This window comes from Acinetobacter sp. SwsAc6 (genome assembly GCF_013391565.1).
GTDB classification, from domain to species: domain Bacteria; phylum Pseudomonadota; class Gammaproteobacteria; order Pseudomonadales; family Moraxellaceae; genus Acinetobacter; species Acinetobacter cumulans.
The window spans coordinates 116,795-134,806 of the sequence record NZ_JACAXE010000005.1 but is presented as its reverse complement, the minus strand read 5'-3'; the positions used below and the strand labels follow the sequence as shown (position 1 = coordinate 134,806).

The window sequence follows — 18,012 nt, the reverse complement described above, 5'->3', positions numbered from 1 at the left end:
CCAAGTCCGATGACTGATTCACTATTTCAATATCCGTTTAAACAATTATGGTATCGATATTCAAGCTATTATCAGCATTGCATCGATAGTATTGTCAATTCTTTGATGAATTTCCTTTAAATTTGCTTCTTTATTGATGAATAAAGCATCAATGAAAGGTTTAGTAATTGAAGCACCAAAAAGCATGTCTGCCAAAACCTCTGCAGTTAACGCTAAACGCCAGTCTGAGGGCAAAATACGCTCAATAGCTACAATGAGGTGATTACGACTCGATGCAATCCCCATTTCATAAAACGTATGTGTCATGCCGTCCATATCCGCGTGTTCCGCAATGGATAGACGACATAATTTTATATGACGCTCAGAAAGTACGTGCTCAGCTATCATTTTCATGTGTTGTTTTAACCTGTCTACAGCATTCAACGGAGAATCTGAAAAAGCTTCTTCTGGCCAAATATAAGAAGACTCAACCAATGAGTTCAATAAGGCGCGTTTATCTGCAAAATATGCATATAACGTTTTTTTAGACATTCCTGCTTCACTGGCAATTTGAGCCATCGTGACATTTTCAAAACCATAATTACCAAATAGCTGTTCTGCAACTGCAAAAATTTCTTTACGGCGTTGCTCTACTGTCATTGCCAAAGGTCTACCCAATTTAGCCATGTGCTCTTCCTTGACTTAAGAAACCAGTAAGTTTCATAATGTGCGCCATTTAAACAATTCAGATTTATTATGACAGCATCCCCCAATCGCGCAATGCCAATACTTATTGCATTGCTTGCAACACTTGGCCCCATTGGCATTGATATGTATTTGCCTAGCATACCTGCAATGGCCGAGGCACTAGGCAGTAGCGAAGGTGCAGTACAATTCAGTTTAATGACATTCTTTGTGGGTTTAATGCTTGGGCAATTGGTCTATGGCCCACTTTCAGATAAATTTGGTCGTAAGCCACTGATCTATTTAGGGCTGAGTATTTTTATAATCGCATCAATCAGCTGCGCTTTTGCAACAAATGTCATGCAACTCCAAATCATTCGTTTTGTACAAGGCCTTGGGGGGTCTATTGGAATGGTGATCGCTTTTGCGATGATTAAAGACCAATATCAAGGCCCTGCCATGGGTAAAATGATGTCTATGGTATTGGCAATTCTAGGTTTATCACCCGTAGTTGCACCACTGATCGGCAATGGCCTACAAACCTTGGGTTCTTGGCGCAATATTTTTGCATTTCTTGCCGTATATGGCATTGTGGTGATGAGTGCTGTCGCGCTTTACCTACCAGAAACACGTGATATCAAGCTACGTCAACAATTTAAGCTCTTACAGACATTTAAACTGTATGGTCGCATCATTACTGACCGTAAATTTATTATTTATGCACTGAGCTTATGTATTGCACAGGCTGCTTTCTTTGCCTACATTGCAGGCTCAGCAAGTGTCCTTATTTCTCAATATCAGCTGAGTTCTACCCAATTTAGCCTACTATTTGCCTTTAATGCTTTTGGCTTAATTATTGCGGCCATTTTAACGCCAAAAATGCATGAAAAGTTTGGGCTCCTCAACGCCTATAAATTTACAACATTTGCCTTACTCATCGTCATGGCTATGCTTTTCTGTTGTCTTATTTTTGGTATAAATCAGTTAATTCTATTTTGTATTATTATCTTTATAGCTGTTGCCTTGCTTGGTTTTATTATGCCAACAGGAACACAATTGGCATTAACTTTTCAACACCAAAATGCAGGCACAGCTTCAGCTTTATTGGGTGCACTGCAATTTGGCTTTGGTGCAGTCATTACCGCAATTACGGGAAGTACTTCAGCTGTAGGCGCTATAGGCTTAATTAGTATTATGGCCACCTGTGCATTGCTTGCCACCATCACTTGCTTCGTGTTTTTTCCAAAGCATCTCCCGATGGCCAACCATTAAAAAAGATGCGACATATTAAAAAATAACAAATTACATCAACAATAAAGGCGGTCATTTGACCGCCTTATATTTAGATAAATTAAATTATTCAACCCACTTTGGCTAACTGCTCTAATTTTGCAATTTCTTGTTGCTTGAGCAAATTACGCTGAATTTTACCACTTGATGTTTTAGGTAAGCTGTCTACAAATTCAATTTCTTTTGGATATGCATGTTTTGATAACCGTGAACGTACATATTCTTGTAGTTTTTTCATGAGTTCTGCCGTACCAGCATATTGTGTTTTAAGCACCACAAAAGCTTTCACAATCTCAGTACGCTCAGGGTCTGGCTTACCAATAACTGCTGACTCTAGAACCTCTTCACACTCAAGCAAAGTACTTTCCACATCAAAAGGACCCACGCGATAGCCTGACGTTGTAATGACATCGTCAGCACGAGCAATAAAATCGATGCCCAAATGTTCGTTTAAACGTACAGTATCACCTGTTAAATAATAGTGCCCGACAAATGATTTACGATTATTGCCCCCATAGCCATTAAACCAAAACAAAGGTGACTGTGAGCAATCAATGGCCAAGGTACCAATACCGCCTGCTACTACTTCTTGGTTATTACTATCTAATACAGCAAAACGATGCCCAGGAATTGCATACCCAGCAGAACCTACTTTCTTTTCATGCGCTAAGGCATGATGGTTGGCAATTACCATACCCAATTCAGTCTGACCATATTGATCGTAAATATTGACATTTAGATCATGGTTAAACCAATGAATAACTTCAGGTGTAAGTGGCTCACCCGCGCTACTCACCACACGCAAATGGGTTTTAATTGACTCATCAAACTTTTCTTTAAAGCCAAAAAACAAACGAAATGCTGTTGGCGATCCTGTTAAGTTACTCACTTTATATTTTTGAATAATTTGCAATGCGTTATCTACACTAAATGCACGCTCATCCATAATAATGCTATGACCTAAGCTTAATGGCCCTGTAATACCATAGTACAAACCATAAGCCCAACCTGGGTCAGCTAAGTTCCAAAATGAATCTTCTTCACGTAAATCGACAGCATGGGTCATATAACCTTTAAAAGCTAACATTGCCTTTAAAGGTACAGGTACAGATTTCGCCAAACCTGTCGTACCTGAGGTAAACATCATTAAAAAATAGTCATCAAAGCTTTGCATTTCTGCATCACAGTGTACAGATTGCTGGGCCATCACTGTCCAAAAATCCGCCTCAGTAGCTATCGAGTTAGGCATTACATCGACTTGCCCAACCGTTAAAATATGCGGCACTTTAAGGTTGTTTAATTTTGCACGTTGCTCTGTATTGGTCACAATCAGTTTAGTCTGTGCAACTTCAATACGGTGCTCAATTGCTTTAGATTCAAACGCAGTAAATAAGGGTTGATAAATTGCTCCAATACGCCATGTAGCCAATACAGTTATGAGTAATTCTGCTGTACGTGGCAATAAGCCCGCGATGCAATCACCTTTTTGAATACCTAAACCTTTAAAATAATTTGCAAGCTTGCCTGAGGCTTCATCTAGTTGCTCAAAAGTCCATGTTGCCGATTCGCCATTCTTACCTTCCCAAATAAACGCTGTTTTGTACTGTCCAACGTACCGCTGGCAACATTCCACATAGGCATTTACTTCCTTAGAATGACCTTGTAATTGCATTGTAATTAATTTTTCAAAATCAAAATCGAGATATGCTTGTTCAAGTGTTTTCATGGTATTCCCTATATCATGTGGGCTGAGGACTTGGCATCTGCTCTATGTCACTTCAGCATTGTTATATTGCTTACACACATCTTGCTGTGTGGCTCTGTACATCCCGTACTTCAATTTGGCCTAAGTTAAACTCACGCCTTTTTTATATAATTAGAAAAACACGTTTAAAGAAGGCCTGCAATTTCCATAAACCTCATCTGTATTGCAGGCTTTGAACATCGACCAAAGTCTAATGACTTCGGCCTTCATGCTTATGACTTGGCAACTTCACGCGCAATTACGAGGCGCTGAATATCGGATGCGCCTTCGTAAATTTGGCTGACACGCACATCTCTATAAATTCGTTCAACAGGAAAATCCGAAACATAGCCATAGCCGCCATGAATTTGAATTGCATCTGAACACACCCGCTCTGCCATAGTTGAGGCAAATAGCTTCGCCATAGACGCTTCTTTTAAGCAGGCTAAGTTGGCATCTTTTAAAGTGGCCGCATGAAAAATCAACTGACGTGCGGCTTCAATCTGTGTGGCCATGTCGGCCAAACGAAATGCCACCGCTTGATGCTCTACAATATTGACACCAAATGCTTGACGCTCATTGGCATATTCAATGGCTGCATCCAAAGCCGCCCGCGCCATACCAATACACTGGGCTGCAATACCAATACGGCCCGATTCTAAATTGGATAAAGCAATTTTGTAGCCATCACCTTCTTTACCCAATAAATGATCAGCAGGTATACGACAGTTATCAAATATAATCGTTGCAGTATCTGAGCAATGTTGGCCCATTTTTTCTTCTAAACGCGATACGATATAACCTTCAGTACTTGTTGGTACTAAAAAGCATGAAATGCCTTTTTTGCCAGCTGCTTTATCTGTCACTGCAAACACCAATGCGACATCAGCATATTTACCGGTGGTGATAAATTGCTTGGTACCATTGATAACCCACTCATCACCATCACGTACAGCCTGACACATCAATGCACTGGCATCTGAACCAGCTTGTGGCTCTGTTAAGCAGAAGCAGCCTAACATTTCTCCAGTCGCTAATTTACTTAAGTATTGCTGCTTCTGTTGCTCTGTTCCATAACGTTGAGTAATTCCACATGGCAAAGAGTTTTGTACGCTTACAATGGTCGAAATTGCGCCATCACCTGCGGCAATTTCTTCAATAGCCACAACCAAAGACACATAGTCCATGCCTGCACCCCCCCATTGCTCAGACACAGTTATACCTAAAGCACCTAAGGCGCCCAATTCTTTTAATTCTTGCGCTGGAAAGCACGAAGTTTTATCGCGTTCTGCAGCAGTAGGTTTTAGTTTATTTTGTGAATAATCACGCATCATTTCCTGAACCATTTTTTGTTCATCATTCAAAATCATGCTTACATCCTTTTAAAATTTAATTATTTTCACTATCGGATACATTGCAGTGGCGGTTGCTCCACCTACTGGCCAAACATCCCATTTAGCCAACAATAAATTAAGTTTCGTTGCTCACCCATCAAAAGGAAACAAGAAGTTTTTTCTTAAAATGAATTATTTAGGTTGCATACGAATTGCACCATCCAAACGAATCACTTCGCCGTTTAGGTAGCCATTTTCAAAAATATGCCCTACCAAGTGCGCAAATTCTTCTGGTTTTGCTAAACGCGGTGGAAATGGCACCATTTGCCCTAAAGCATCCTGTACATTTTGCGGTAGGCCTTTAAGCATAGGCGTTTCCATAATCCCTGGCGCAATGGTCATTACTCGAATCGCTTCGCGAGCCAACTCACGAGCTAAGGGTAAAGTCATTGCGACAACTGCACCTTTTGAAGCTGCATAGGCAGATTGCCCAATCTGACCATCATAAGCTGCCACAGAGGCTGTATTCACAATCACACCACGCTCTTCTTCACCCGCTTTTAATTCATATTTAGCTATTAAGCGCGCGCCAAAACGAATCATATTAAATGTACCAGACACATTGATATTCAATACTTTTTGGAACATTGCCAAGTCATGCAAACCATCGCGACCCAATACTTTTGCAGAAGGTGCGATCCCCGCACAATTGACCAAACCATTTAATTGGCCATATTTATTCTCAACATGTTGAAAAAAAGCTTCTGTTGCAGCTTCGCTAGTTACATCTAACATAACAAATTCAGCATGCTCACCTAGGCGATGTTGTAAGCTTTCACCTAAGTCTTGGTTCATATCGACCATAATGACTTTTGCGCCTTGCCCAACCAAATAAGTAGCTGTAGCCGCCCCTAAACCAGACGCACCACCTGTAACTACAAACACTTTTCCTTGGATTTTCATTTTCTTTTATCCTAAACAACATGTTTTAAAATTCGACTTAAGACACAGAGTAATCACAGAATAAATTGAGTACAATTTCCAAATACTGCATCGCGCGTGATGTATTTGAACAATAGAAAATATACTTCAGCTCAATCATGGAATTTAGATTGGATCACGACTATTTCAAAGGGACAATTTCAATTAGCCTTGTACATGAAGCACTCCTTCATGCAAAACAACAAGGCTATGACACTTTTGCTTTACTGCAAAAAGCGGGTATTGCACCTGAACTGCTGCATTCGGATAAAACTCGTGTGTCGGTAAGCCAATATGCACAGCTTTGGATTGTACTTGCCGATGCAATGAATGATGAGTTTTTTGGGATGGACTCGCATCCCATGCGCCGAGGCAGTTATACATTCTTATCCAAATCAGTTACGCAAAGCGCTGATTTAAAACAAGCTCTAACGCAAATTCTTCAATTTTTAAATCTTATTTTAGATGATTTTAAAAGTAAGTTTTTTGTGGAAGAACACTATGTATATATTGTGATTCAAGAAAATACCTTGCCCAAACGCATGTTCAGTTATGCCACGTATTTAATGTTAATTCATGGCCTGATGTGCTGGTTATGTGGACAACGTATTGTTTTGAATCGAATTCAGCTACGTTGCACTGCGCCGAGCGATGATCACGACTATAAAGTTCGATTTTGTGATGATATTCAATATGCTGCCGACGAAAACTATATTCAGTTTGATGCCAACTACTTAAACTTAGCCATTAAGCAAGACCAAAAAACTTGGCATCAATTTATTCTGCATACACCATATAACTTATTGGTGCGTTATAAAAACCCCAATGCATTGGGCCATCAAATTCGTAAACACTTTATGCAAACCGCAACGGCTGATTGGGAAGAACTGACTGAACTAGCGCCCCTTTTTAATATGTCGGAAGCCACGATGCAACGTAGACTTAAGCAAGAAGGTATTAATTTTCAACAACTCAAAAATGACATACGACGTGACCTTGCGATTGATTTGCTCGCACAAAGCCATTTAACCTTACAAGATATTAGTGAACAACTGAATTTCCATGATGCAAGTGCATTTCACCGTGCTTTTAAAAAATGGACAGGCGTCAACCCAGGGATGTACCGCCAAAAACAACAGAATGAAATTTCAGAAGTCTAATATTTAAAACCACTCAAATAAGCTTAATTTTAGATTAATTGAAAAATTTACAAATTTATCAATAGTTTATTAAAAAACACAAATACGACTGTACGTTCATCGCTAGAAGATTGCCAATCTCCTTTAAATAGGTTATTTTTCACTCAATTTAAAGCATTTTGCTTATTGTTATTTTGGCTGTATCTCACTCCCTGATCTCATCACCTCGAAGGCTCCCACATGCTTAAGATGATAGACGTACTCGAGCAAAGCTTGGTACAAAATTTCTCTGAATCAATTTTTCAAGCAACTGAACAGACTGAAGCTCAGTTTCATCAGGAACTACTTAAGATTTCTGATATTGATTTAGCCAATATTGTCTCTACATTTTTCTTAAATGAGCAGGCACTTGAAATTGCACAACACTTGGATATTTCAACGGAAACCATTCAAGAAGTTCAAGCTGGTGCCAATTTAAAAGATGAAGCTTACATTACAGCAACTACTAAAATTGTTGCCTATTGTCTTGCAGTAGAAACAGATGCTTTCAACCAAGTTGAAGTGGCAGAATGTCTACAAGATTACCCAATGTAATCTATCACAGTAGTACAATAATCATTAAAAATACGGCGGCCGACATGGCCGCTTTATTTTGTATAAAAAACCTTTTTACAGCCCTAAACTACACTTATCAATTTAACTGAAATTTTATGATCTATTTGATATATAAAACAAAATCACATACTAAATTTTTAAAATAAATATTTTTCAATAACTTAATATTTAAAATACTCTATTTTTATATTTTTCATTTTGTTATCACTTTTTCTATTTTGCTCTATTTAACTTCAGCACGTATTTATAACGAATTATTTTTGCGCTATACATTTTCGGGGTTATATGAAAACGATTCGTCAACTTGCTATCTTGGCTACTACGGCTTTAGTAACCACAGTGACTTTGGCAGCACCACCAAAAGAAATCAAACTGGATTATGCCTACTATGCCCCAACTAGTTTAGTGGTTAAAGATCAAAAACTTTTAGAAAAAGCCTTCCCTCAGAGCCAAATCAAATGGGTATTTAGCCAAGGTTCAAACCGCTCATTAGAGTATTTAAATAGTGGTAGTATCGATTTTGCTTCCACTGCAGGTTTAGCTGCGGTATTAAGCAAGGCCAACGGTAGCCCTATTAAAACAGTGTATATTCAAAGCCAACCTGAATGGACCGCATTACTGGTGGCTAAAAACTCAAATATTAAGAATTTAAAAGATTTAAAAGCTAAAAAAATTGCAGCAACCAAAGGTACTGATCCCTATTTATTTACTTTACAAGCGCTAGAAACAGTTGGTTTAACTAAACGAGATGTACAACTGGTTCATTTACAACACCCAGATGGTAAAACGGCATTAGAGCGTGGCCAAGTCGATGCTTGGGCAGGACTTGATCCATTAATGGCTTCGGCTCAACTACAGTCTGGAGCTAAACTGCTTTACCGCAATGTAAGCTTCAATAGCTATAGCGTTTTAAGCGTAAAAGATGCTTTTGCAAAAGAAAACTCTGAAACTGTGACCACGGTGATTAAGGCGTATGAACAAGCACGAAAATGGGCCAAAGCACATCCTGATCAAGTTGCCACACTATTAGCCAAGGAATCTAAGCTTCCTTTAAATGTTGCAAAACTACAAATTAGCCGTACCAACTTCGATCAAAACGTTCCAACTGCAAAACATATTGCTGCCTTACAAAAAGCAGGCAATATTTTGACTGAAGAAGATTTAGTACGTAAAGGCACGGATGTAAACCAAGTAGTGACTCAATTACTTGATGCAAAATTTGCACAAAATGCTGTGAAGTAAAAGGCATTTTTTGACTTATGACACATTCTCAAGCAATACCGAAAGCACCTACTTCACTCAAACTGAAAATTGAAAGTGAAGCATCTAGGCCCAAGTTAAGCACTTGGGCAAAAGCGCTCACGATCCCAGTTTTAGTTCTTATATTATGTGAATATTTGGTTCGTGCAGGCTGGATTGAACCGTATTTACTCCCTGCGCCCAGTAGCCTTTGGCAAAGCTTCACAGAATTGGCAGCTGGAGATTTATGGCAACATATTTGGACAAGTAGCTTACGTGTATTAATTGGCTTTTTAATCGGCAGTTTTTTAGCCTTGTTTTTTGCAGTATGGGTTGGTCTAAGCAAACAAGCTGAAGCCTTTTTAGAACCAAGTTTTTCAGCCATTAAGTCTATTCCTAGCTTAGCATGGATACCACTTTTGCTCCTTTGGCTGGGTATTGATGAGGCTTCAAAAATTACTTTAATTGCAATTGGTGCATTTTTTCCTGTGTATACCAATACCGTAGCAGCAATTAAAGGCGTAGACCGTAAATTAATCGAAGTCGCTCAAGTCTATCGTTTAAAATATTGGCAACTTGTACAGCAAATCATATTACCAGCAGCCTCCCCAGGCATATTGACTGGGCTACGTAATGGTCTGAGTTTATCTTGGATGTTTATGATTGCTGCTGAATTAATTGCAGCAACACAAGGAATTGGCTATTTACTTAGTGATGGCCGAGAAACCTCGCGACCAGATATTGTCATTTTAGCGATTATTTTATTGGCAATATTAGGTAAGTTAACCGATCGTGTCATGCAAGCACTAGAAACTTGGTTACTTCGCTGGCGAGACGTTATTAAACAGTAACCGCCTTTCAAAATAAAAGCGCATTGAATGCGCTTTTATCATTTGTTTTTGGCTCAGCTACATTACTGTTGCCATTGCCCTAAGGTCACACGGTCATTTCCGCCATAATCTTTTACAGTACGGACATATCGATAGCCCGCTTGTAAAAATAGATGACGTACCGCTTCACCTTGATCATATCCATGTTCGAGCGCAACCCAGCCATTCACGGTTAAATGCTTTTTGCCTTGCTGAATAATTTGCTCGATATCTGCAAGACCATGCTTATCTGCCACTAAAGCGCGCTCAGGCTCTGTCGCTAGATCTTTCATGTGCACATCGTCTGCATCGATATACGGCGGATTCGACACAATCACATCAAAGAATTCACGGCCAAATGGCTTTAACCATGAACCCAATACAAATTTCACATGCGCTAAATCATGTGCTTTGGCATTGTATTCTGCGACTTCCAGTGTCGGCTCATAAATGTCTGACGCTGTAACAGACCAATCAGGCCGTTCACTTGCCAATGACAAAGCAACGGCACCTGTTCCTGTGCCTAAATCTACAATACGCGCATCTTCAGGCAAGTCTAAACGCAACACGGTTTCAACCAATACTTCAGTATCCGGACGCGGTACCAAAGTGTCTTTAGTCACTTTTAAGTCTAAAGTCCAAAATGGCTGTGAACCCGTAACATAAGCCAAAGGCTCACCCGCTGCAATACGTTCTAAACCAGCGAGATAAGCTTGTTCTTGCTCTGCGGTTAACGCTTGATCCTTCTTCATGATTAAATCAAAAGAATCAATTTTCGTAATGTGCTCGAGCAACCATGCATTTTCCTGACGCTCATAGCTTTCAGGTTCACCGCGATAGGCCAACGCCTGTGCAATATTCATTAGCCACCATTCTGCTGAGCTAACATTGCCAATTGGTCGGCTTGATATTCGCGGTGCAAACTATCCAGCAATTCTGTTAAGTCGCCTTCCATCACAGCATCTAACTTATATAGCGTTAAGTTAATACGGTGATCGGTCATACGGCCTTGCGGATAGTTATAGGTACGGATACGTTCAGAGCGGTCGCCCGAGCCAACCAAGTCACGGCGCATTTCAGACGTTGCCGCATCTGCAGCTGCACGTTTTGCATTTTCCAGACGTGAAGCAAGTAAAGCCATCGCTTTGGCTTTGTTCTTATGCTGTGAACGCTCATCCTGACATTCCACCACAGTTCCTGTTGGAAGATGGGTAATACGAACTGCCGAATCGGTTTTGTTAATGTGCTGACCACCCGCACCTGACGCACGATAAGTATCAATACGCAAATCAGATGCGTTAATTTCTACTGTGGTGTCTACATCTATTTCAGGCAAAATTGCTACGGTACATGCTGAAGTATGCACACGACCCTGTGATTCTGTCGCTGGTACACGCTGTACACGATGCGCACCGCTTTCAAATTTCAAACGGCCATACACGCCTTCGCCATTTACAAGGCAAATGACTTCTTTATAACCGCCATGCTCGCCTTCATTTTCTGAAAGTACTTCAATACGCCAACCTTTAGATTCGGCATATTTGCTATACATACGGTATAAGTCGCCTGAGAAAATCGCAGCTTCATCACCACCCGTTCCTGCACGGATTTCCAAATATGCAGAGTTCGCATCATTCGGATCTTTAGGAATCATTAAGATGTTAAGGTCAGCTTCCAAAGTGCTAATCAAAGCTTTATTTTCTTTAATTTCTTCCTGAGCCATTTCCTTAAAATCAGGATCAGACAACATAGCTTCAGCAGTTTCTATATCTGCCTCAGCTTGAGTATATTTGTGCCATACTTCAGTAATTTCGCTCAAATCACTATGTTCGCGTGAAAGTTGACGAAAACGTTTATTATCTGAAATTACCTCAACATCTGCGAGTAAGGCATTTAATTCTTCGTGACGGTCAGATAATTGATCCAACCGCAAACGCAGTGATTCTTTCATTTTACAAAATATCTCTTTAACGCCTGCTCTAATACGCGAAATAAAATTTGGCTAGAGCAGACAAATCTTCATTTTGCGCTTAGTTTACAGATTCTCAGTTTTAAATGACATCTTTATTGTTATTCAGCTGCTTGTGTCTTTAACTTATATATAAGACACAACATCACTCTATCTTCCGCCTGTTTCTATGGGCTATATCATGCATGTCGCCAATCCGACAAAAACGTATTTTTAATCTGCCTAAATTCAGCTAAATTTAAGCGCCACAACATATCCTGTTGTGCTTATAGGGCTAATACCCTCAATAAGAACATATTCAGGACGTTCAGTTGTGCCTAATAAAGTATGATTTTGCTGTTTTAGACAAAATTTCAAAACTAGCGCCAATCATTATTCTACTTAATTCATTCATCATTGCTTTGAATTGAGGAAATTAAAGGCAACTTTTTCACAATTGTTACAAAGAAAAACATTGCTTACACCAAAGCACATTAATTTGGAGAAGGCTCTCCATATTTATAAAGAATTCTTTTGTTACATTTACCCCATCTAAAGAAATTAAAGAGTCCAAACACGATTGGACATGGAGTTAACCATGAAAATGAATACACTTTTACTTAGTAGTGCTTTAGCACTCACTTCAGTATTTACGGTTAGCGCCCACGCTGACAACACCACTCGCGTTGCTGCTGCTAGTGCACTCGGTAGCGTTGCAGGTACTGCAATTGGTAAAAATATGGGCGGCAATACTGGTGCGACCATTGGTGCTGCATTAGGTGGTGCTGGTGGTGCAGCTGTAGCCAGTGATCGTCGTAATCGTACAGATTCTGCTATTGGCGGTGCAATTGGTGGCGGTGCTGGTTATACCGTAGGTAAAAGCATGGGTGGTACAAATGGCGGTTATGTTGGTTCTGCTCTTGGTGCTGCAGGTGGTGCGGCTTTAGGGAATAAAATCTCTAAAGACAAAAATTACAATAACAGTAGCCGTAAATACAAAAAACATCGTCGTCATCGTTAATTCGGCACATCTAAATTTAAAACCCGCTCAATGTCAGACATTAAGCGGGTTTTTATTATAAAAAACTATACGCTAAAAAATGGAGCATCATGTCTAAAGAAGACTCTTTTATTCTAAATACCCCTATTCATATCGTCTTCAAGTATCAACAAAACAGCAATAATATTAAGCAACCTCACTAATCCAATGAGGCATCTCCACAAGTAAATCAGAAACTGTATATGCGTTTCCTACTTGACTAAAGCCATGGTCAGCATAATAGAAACTTGATGCTTTATTTTTCCCTGTATCATTGTACAAAGCCTCTTTTACCACATCATTTTTAGCAATATATGCCAATAAAGCTGTTTCAACACCCAAACCAAAAACACGGCAAGACATTACAACTTGAGAAATTGTGCCTTCTTCTACCAAAGCAACAGCAACAATACCGTTATTACTGAATTTATCTTCTACTTGAGCAGTATAAATTTTTAATTTTTTGCTATCTAATAACTGAATAATCTCTGACTCAGTCCACCGCTTTCCAGTTGTATTAAACTGATTCGTTTTATTAATAAGTTCAAATGCTCTGATAAAGTTGACATTCTGTTGATCCAAAATGATATCAAAATTAACTTTAAGCTCTAAAGAGAGTAAGAACTCTTCACGATTCATTGTTTTTTCAGAGTGATCTCTCTGAATTTTAGCCTGAATCAACTCAGTTCTTGCAGCAGATTCATTTGTAATATGCAAAGTTTGCATTTCTGGTGCGTATAAAATTTTATTTTTCCAAATCTGAGGCTCCCCACCTAATGTATTTATTGTTGGAAAAACACTCAATACCTCTTCGATTTCACGCGGATTATCATCAATAAATAAAACATTTTCAGGGAGAAGATTAGTCTCTTCTAATATTTCTGCAATATTCTTAGATTTTGGATCCCAATTAATTTTAAGTGCACAAAAATCTTGTACTTTAATCGTGCTTTGCCAAATATGATCAAACCGACCTACAGTTTCATCATGATTATTTTTACTTGAGATTGCTAAAAGTCCACCACGTCGTTTGAATTCTAATAAGGCTTCTACATAACCCAGTGGCCAACCCTCAGTTAATTCATGAGCTATAATCGTTTCAAACTCAGCAGCAACGCCTCTCCATAAAGTATTATCCAAATCTGTAATAATTAATTTTATGGTAGAAAGATTTTTAATACGAATCAACATATTATCTAATCTTTCAAAAATAGAACCAATCATTAAATGAGTATCTTCACCATCATTAAGTCCACTATGTGAAAGATGACTCTGTACACTATCAACTATTAGACTGTCGCCAACAAAATTCAAAAGGTCATTTATTTCAAAATAATAGACATTACTTTCTTTTGATAAAATATCCTCTAAATAATCATTTATATCACGAACAAATCTATAAAGAGATCTAGAGCGGTTTATTAAAAAATCCCCCTGAGCTTTTAAAGGAGGTTCTATAAATGAAAGAAAAAATATCGGCCCATCATATTTGAGCTCATTTTTGATTTGATCTATTTTAGCCCCAATATATTTTTTGAACTGCTCCAAATATTGATCATAATTTTTAGCAAATTGATGATCACTATGTACATGAAGCACATCACCAGCTACAGAGCCACCTAAAATATCCCATAAAAAATGCCGTAATGTGAGATGTACAATTACTGCATCTAACTGATTCGTTTCAACTCTAGGAACTGGATCATAGTGAAGTGACCCCATTAAATAATGAGAAATATTTCTACCAGCAAGATTTCCATAATTTGTTATTTTTTCTGAAACACATGTTCCCAACAATGCGATATTTTTAAATTGAATATTATTTTTAAGAAGCTTATTAGTAAAAAAAGCTCCCTTATTTCGTATATTTAATTGCGCATTTCTATTCGCATTTAATTTTTCTTCACTACTCATCATTGATGCAATAATCTGATTTGTCACAGATATACGATCAGACGCATTCAATATCATTTCAGTATATTGTTTTTTTCCTGAATCATCAGGCTTCCTGTTTAAACATGTTTCATATAATGTTTCTACAAGCTGAATTACTGTTTCATAATTTAAGTTTTCTTTGGCATTCATATCTTATGTCTTTCTTTTATAAAATTATATTTTTGAAATCTGTTACAACTAAATTATAGAAAAAAAAACAAAAAAACAACATCTCTATTTCCCAAGCTAAACGCGGACTTATGGGAGGCTCATCTTTCTTAAGATTATAATTTTTACACACAATCAAATACCAAAATAAAACCATATAAAACAATGTGTTGTGAATATTCAATTAATTGTGAAGCAATTAAAGATCTAAAATTACAAAGCATTAACCAAATAATACTACTGAGCAATATTAGCCTTCACTATTTTTTCCATCTTTTTTCTTACATTTAACTCAAGAAGAAATTGTGATGCTCTTAGGAGTTTAAAATGAAAATCAAAACCGTATTCTTTAGTGCCGTATTTGCTGCTTCAGCAATGACTATGACTGCCGCAAATGCAGGCAATGCCACAAATACAGCCCTTACTTCAGCACTTGGTGGTGTTGTAGGTGCAGCCATTGGTAATCAAATGGGTGGCCAAACTGGCGCTATGATTGGTTCTGCAATTGGTGGTGGCGCAGGTGCTGCAGCAGCCTCAAATAAACGTGATCGTAATGGCGCAATTATTGGTGGTGCACTTGGCGGTGCTGGCGGTTATACCGTTGGTAAAAATATGGGTGGCACAAATGGTGGATATATTGGTGCTGCAGCGGGCTCTGCAGGTGGTGTAGCTTTAGGCCAAAAAGTTAGCCAAGACCGTCGTTATGATGACCGCTATGACAATCGTGGCTACCGCAATTCTAAATACCGCTACAACAACTCAGCCTATCGCCATGACAACGGCCGTCACCTAGGTTGGTACAAACAAGACCGTCGCTAAGTAGGATAGCCTCTTAGGCTAGCGCTCAATATTAAGCACCTTCGGGTGCTTTTTTAATGTCCAAGCAAAACATCTAAACCACTATATCAATCATCATTTTAGAAGAACGAATATATATACGATACAACAGGAATACCTATTAAAGGTGGAATACAGCCCAGACCCGAACACATTTATAATCATGCTTATATAGATTGTGCTGAATGCGATTAATATCGAAATTTATCGATATACATGCAAACCCATATATCGTATTATGTCGATATAAAGAATACGAGGCCAGTTATGCGTAACTTAAATGAAATTAAATTTTCAATATTAGAACTTGCACCTGTTCGTGAAAACAAAACGATTGCAGATGCCTTACATCATGCTTTGGAACTGGCACAACATGCAGAAAAGCTGGGTTTCGAACGCCTTTGGGTAGCAGAACATCACAATATGGCTGGGATTGCGAGCTCTGCAACATCAGTGCTTTTAGGCTATTTACTGGCAAATACACAACAGATCAAATTGGGTTCAGGCGGAATAATGCTTCCTAACCATGCACCATTAGTAGTTGCTGAACAATTTGGCACATTAGCAACCTTATATCCTAACCGTATTGAGCTAGGTTTAGGTCGTGCACCTGGTACAGACCAAAATACAATGCGTGCCTTACGTCGCGGACAGCAAGAAACCGAAGATCAATTCCCTCGTGATGTCACAGAAATTTTGCAATATTTTAAAGACCCTATGCCAAACCAGCGGATTATTGCAACGCCTGGCCAAAGTACACACGTTCCAGTTTGGCTGTTGGGCTCAAGCTTATTCAGCGCACAACTGGCAGCACAGCTTGGCCTACCCTATTCATTTGCCTCACACTTTGCACCCCGTATGTTAGGCCAAGCCATTCAAATTTATCGCGACAATTTCCAAGCTTCGGAATACCTTGAGCGCCCTTATGTCTCTATGGGGGTTCCTGTTGTTGTGGCTGAAACCGATGCTGAAGCTGAATTCTTAGCAACTACACCATACCAACGCATTTTAAATATGTTTCGCAACCAACGTGGCAAACTTCCAGCACCAATCCCAAGCATGGAAGGCATTTGGTCTACGTCCGAAAAAATGTCGGTTGAAAGTTTTTATGCCATAGCTCAAATTGGATCGAATTCCACAGTAAAAGCAGGCTTAGAAGCATTAGCACAACGCTATGATGTCGATGAATTTATTTTTACTTGTGATATTTATGACACACAGAAACGCTTAGACAGTTTTGAACGCTTGATGAGCATTCGTAACCAACTTTAAAATATTTGGACCTGCAAATAGCATTCATATTCTTTCCATATCGACTTCTTATCTCTGTAATGAAAGTTGCTATTTGCAAAGCCCCCCAATCTTCGACAATTCATAATTCTGCGAATTTCCCACAAATTCACATAATCTTTTGATGATTACAGCATTATTTTCGGGATGACTGTCCAGATTACATTCCGTATTTTACCTCTGTGCGAAAGTTCGCTATCTATATTCCTATAAATACACCCGAAAACAATTATTATTGGAACACCACTTATGAGCAAACAACAGCCCGATGGCACGCATCAGGCCTTTCAAAATATATATACTGATTTTAAAGAATTTAAAGGCACACTTCTTTCTTCAAAAGATATTAAAAATTTTGACTTTAACCATAAAAATGTCGCAGTAATTGGTATCGACCAAGACACGGCTACGCAACTGAACCACATCAGTCAACATGCACAGCAAGTTGCTGTATTTCAAATACAGCCTCATTTTGTTTTGCCTAAAACAGAACGTTTTATACATAAACTGATTGAACACCCTTTGGTGATTAAAAATCGACGCTTATTTAACAACCGCATTAAAAGCCTTTTAGCGCTACGTTTTTTAGAAGATCAAGTTAAAGATACATGGCTTAAGCATTTGCTCATGCCAAATACAGCCATTCAAAATAAGACTTTTTTAAAGTCAGATAGTTATTATTTGGCTTTACAACGTCCCAACTGCACCTTAGTGACATGGCCAATTATGAAAGTGCATAGTCATGAAATTCAGGCGATTAATGATCATCTTTATCCATGTGATGTCATCATTCACCATGTAAAAGCACCATAATTCATCCATTTTTAAATGAGCTTATGCTGGTTTCGTATAGGCTCACGAATTTAATTTGATTGTTTTGTGATCAATTGGTTCATTTTTTTGTGCTTATAAAAGTGCTAT

At 38.7% G+C, this 18,012-nt stretch carries 16 protein-coding genes; 9 read left to right on the top strand and 7 right to left on the bottom strand.

The features are described 5' to 3' along the window. Positions 1 to 60: 60 nt before the first annotated feature. Entirely contained in the window at positions 61 to 666 is a 606-nt protein-coding gene (locus HYG93_RS05330) for a TetR/AcrR family transcriptional regulator (protein ID WP_117007034.1), read from the bottom strand. A gap of 69 nt (positions 667 to 735) precedes the next feature. Between HYG93_RS05330 and HYG93_RS05325 the strand changes: the two genes are divergently transcribed. Then, positions 736 to 1,935, top strand: a complete 1,200-nt coding sequence (locus HYG93_RS05325) for a multidrug effflux MFS transporter (protein ID WP_228198905.1) — start codon at positions 736 to 738, stop codon at positions 1,933 to 1,935. A gap of 88 nt (positions 1,936 to 2,023) precedes the next feature. Here HYG93_RS05325 and HYG93_RS05320 read toward each other — a convergent pair whose 3' ends face one another. From HYG93_RS05320 to HYG93_RS05310, 3 genes are all read right to left on the bottom strand, one after another. Then, positions 2,024 to 3,679: an AMP-binding protein gene (locus HYG93_RS05320; RefSeq protein WP_120365445.1), complete on the bottom strand. Its 1,656-nt coding sequence runs from the start codon at positions 3,677 to 3,679 to the stop codon at positions 2,024 to 2,026. Between the two features lie 251 nt (positions 3,680 to 3,930). After that, complete coding sequence (locus HYG93_RS05315; protein ID WP_120365446.1) at positions 3,931 to 5,067, bottom strand: acyl-CoA dehydrogenase family protein; 1,137 nt, start codon at positions 5,065 to 5,067, stop codon at positions 3,931 to 3,933. A 156-nt stretch (positions 5,068 to 5,223) separates the two neighbouring features. After that, positions 5,224 to 5,994 carry a 3-hydroxyacyl-CoA dehydrogenase gene (locus HYG93_RS05310; protein WP_106984870.1) on the bottom strand — a complete coding sequence of 257 codons (771 nt, stop codon included), beginning with the start codon at positions 5,992 to 5,994 and terminating at the stop codon, positions 5,224 to 5,226. Positions 5,995 to 6,131: 137 nt separating this feature from the next. Here HYG93_RS05310 and HYG93_RS05305 point away from each other — a divergent pair, with 137 nt between their 5' ends. The 4 genes from HYG93_RS05305 to HYG93_RS05290 all read left to right on the top strand — a co-directional run bounded on the left by HYG93_RS05305 (position 6,132) and on the right by HYG93_RS05290 (position 9,856). After that, entirely contained in the window at positions 6,132 to 7,172 is a 1,041-nt protein-coding gene (locus HYG93_RS05305) for an AraC family transcriptional regulator (RefSeq protein WP_120365447.1), read from the top strand. A 219-nt stretch (positions 7,173 to 7,391) separates the two neighbouring features. Beyond that, entirely contained in the window at positions 7,392 to 7,745 is a 354-nt protein-coding gene (locus HYG93_RS05300; protein WP_106984872.1) for a hypothetical protein, read from the top strand. Between the two features lie 306 nt (positions 7,746 to 8,051). Then, entirely contained in the window at positions 8,052 to 9,008 is a 957-nt protein-coding gene (locus HYG93_RS05295) for an aliphatic sulfonate ABC transporter substrate-binding protein (protein ID WP_120365448.1), read from the top strand. A 17-nt stretch (positions 9,009 to 9,025) separates the two neighbouring features. Further along, the gene (locus tag HYG93_RS05290) at positions 9,026 to 9,856 is read left to right on the top strand and encodes an ABC transporter permease (protein WP_120365449.1); all 831 of its coding nucleotides are present in this window, start codon (positions 9,026 to 9,028) and stop codon (positions 9,854 to 9,856) included. A gap of 62 nt (positions 9,857 to 9,918) precedes the next feature. On the opposite strand, the gene prmC is transcribed toward HYG93_RS05290, so the two are convergent. Both prmC and prfA read right to left on the bottom strand, forming a co-directional pair. After that, positions 9,919 to 10,737, bottom strand: a complete 819-nt coding sequence (gene prmC, locus HYG93_RS05285; RefSeq protein ID WP_117007032.1) for a peptide chain release factor N(5)-glutamine methyltransferase — start codon at positions 10,735 to 10,737, stop codon at positions 9,919 to 9,921. Next, positions 10,737 to 11,825: a peptide chain release factor 1 gene (gene prfA, locus HYG93_RS05280; protein ID WP_106984876.1), complete on the bottom strand. Its 1,089-nt coding sequence runs from the start codon at positions 11,823 to 11,825 to the stop codon at positions 10,737 to 10,739. Before prfA ends, prmC begins: the two co-directional genes overlap by 1 nt. Before the next feature lie 595 nt (positions 11,826 to 12,420). On the opposite strand from prfA, the gene HYG93_RS05275 reads away from it, so the two are divergent. Continuing rightward, complete coding sequence (locus HYG93_RS05275) at positions 12,421 to 12,843, top strand: glycine zipper domain-containing protein (RefSeq protein ID WP_106984931.1); 423 nt, start codon at positions 12,421 to 12,423, stop codon at positions 12,841 to 12,843. A gap of 165 nt (positions 12,844 to 13,008) precedes the next feature. On the opposite strand, the gene HYG93_RS05270 is transcribed toward HYG93_RS05275, so the two are convergent. Next, positions 13,009 to 14,946, bottom strand: coding sequence for an HAD-IIIC family phosphatase (locus HYG93_RS05270; RefSeq protein WP_120365450.1), 1,938 nt, complete (start codon positions 14,944 to 14,946; stop codon positions 13,009 to 13,011). A gap of 345 nt (positions 14,947 to 15,291) precedes the next feature. Here HYG93_RS05270 and HYG93_RS05265 point away from each other — a divergent pair, with 345 nt between their 5' ends. The 3 genes from HYG93_RS05265 to HYG93_RS05255 all read left to right on the top strand — a co-directional run bounded on the left by HYG93_RS05265 (position 15,292) and on the right by HYG93_RS05255 (position 17,904). Further along, the gene (locus tag HYG93_RS05265) at positions 15,292 to 15,783 is read left to right on the top strand and encodes a hypothetical protein (RefSeq protein ID WP_178961940.1); all 492 of its coding nucleotides are present in this window, start codon (positions 15,292 to 15,294) and stop codon (positions 15,781 to 15,783) included. Positions 15,784 to 16,068: 285 nt separating this feature from the next. Beyond that, a complete protein-coding gene (locus HYG93_RS05260) occupies positions 16,069 to 17,073 on the top strand; it encodes an LLM class flavin-dependent oxidoreductase (RefSeq protein ID WP_106984879.1) in 1,005 nt (334 codons plus the stop codon). Between the two features lie 267 nt (positions 17,074 to 17,340). After that, positions 17,341 to 17,904 (top strand): flavoprotein, encoded by a 564-nt coding sequence (locus HYG93_RS05255; RefSeq protein ID WP_121531238.1) that lies wholly within the window; start codon positions 17,341 to 17,343, stop codon positions 17,902 to 17,904. The last annotated feature ends 108 nt before the right edge of the window (positions 17,905 to 18,012 follow it).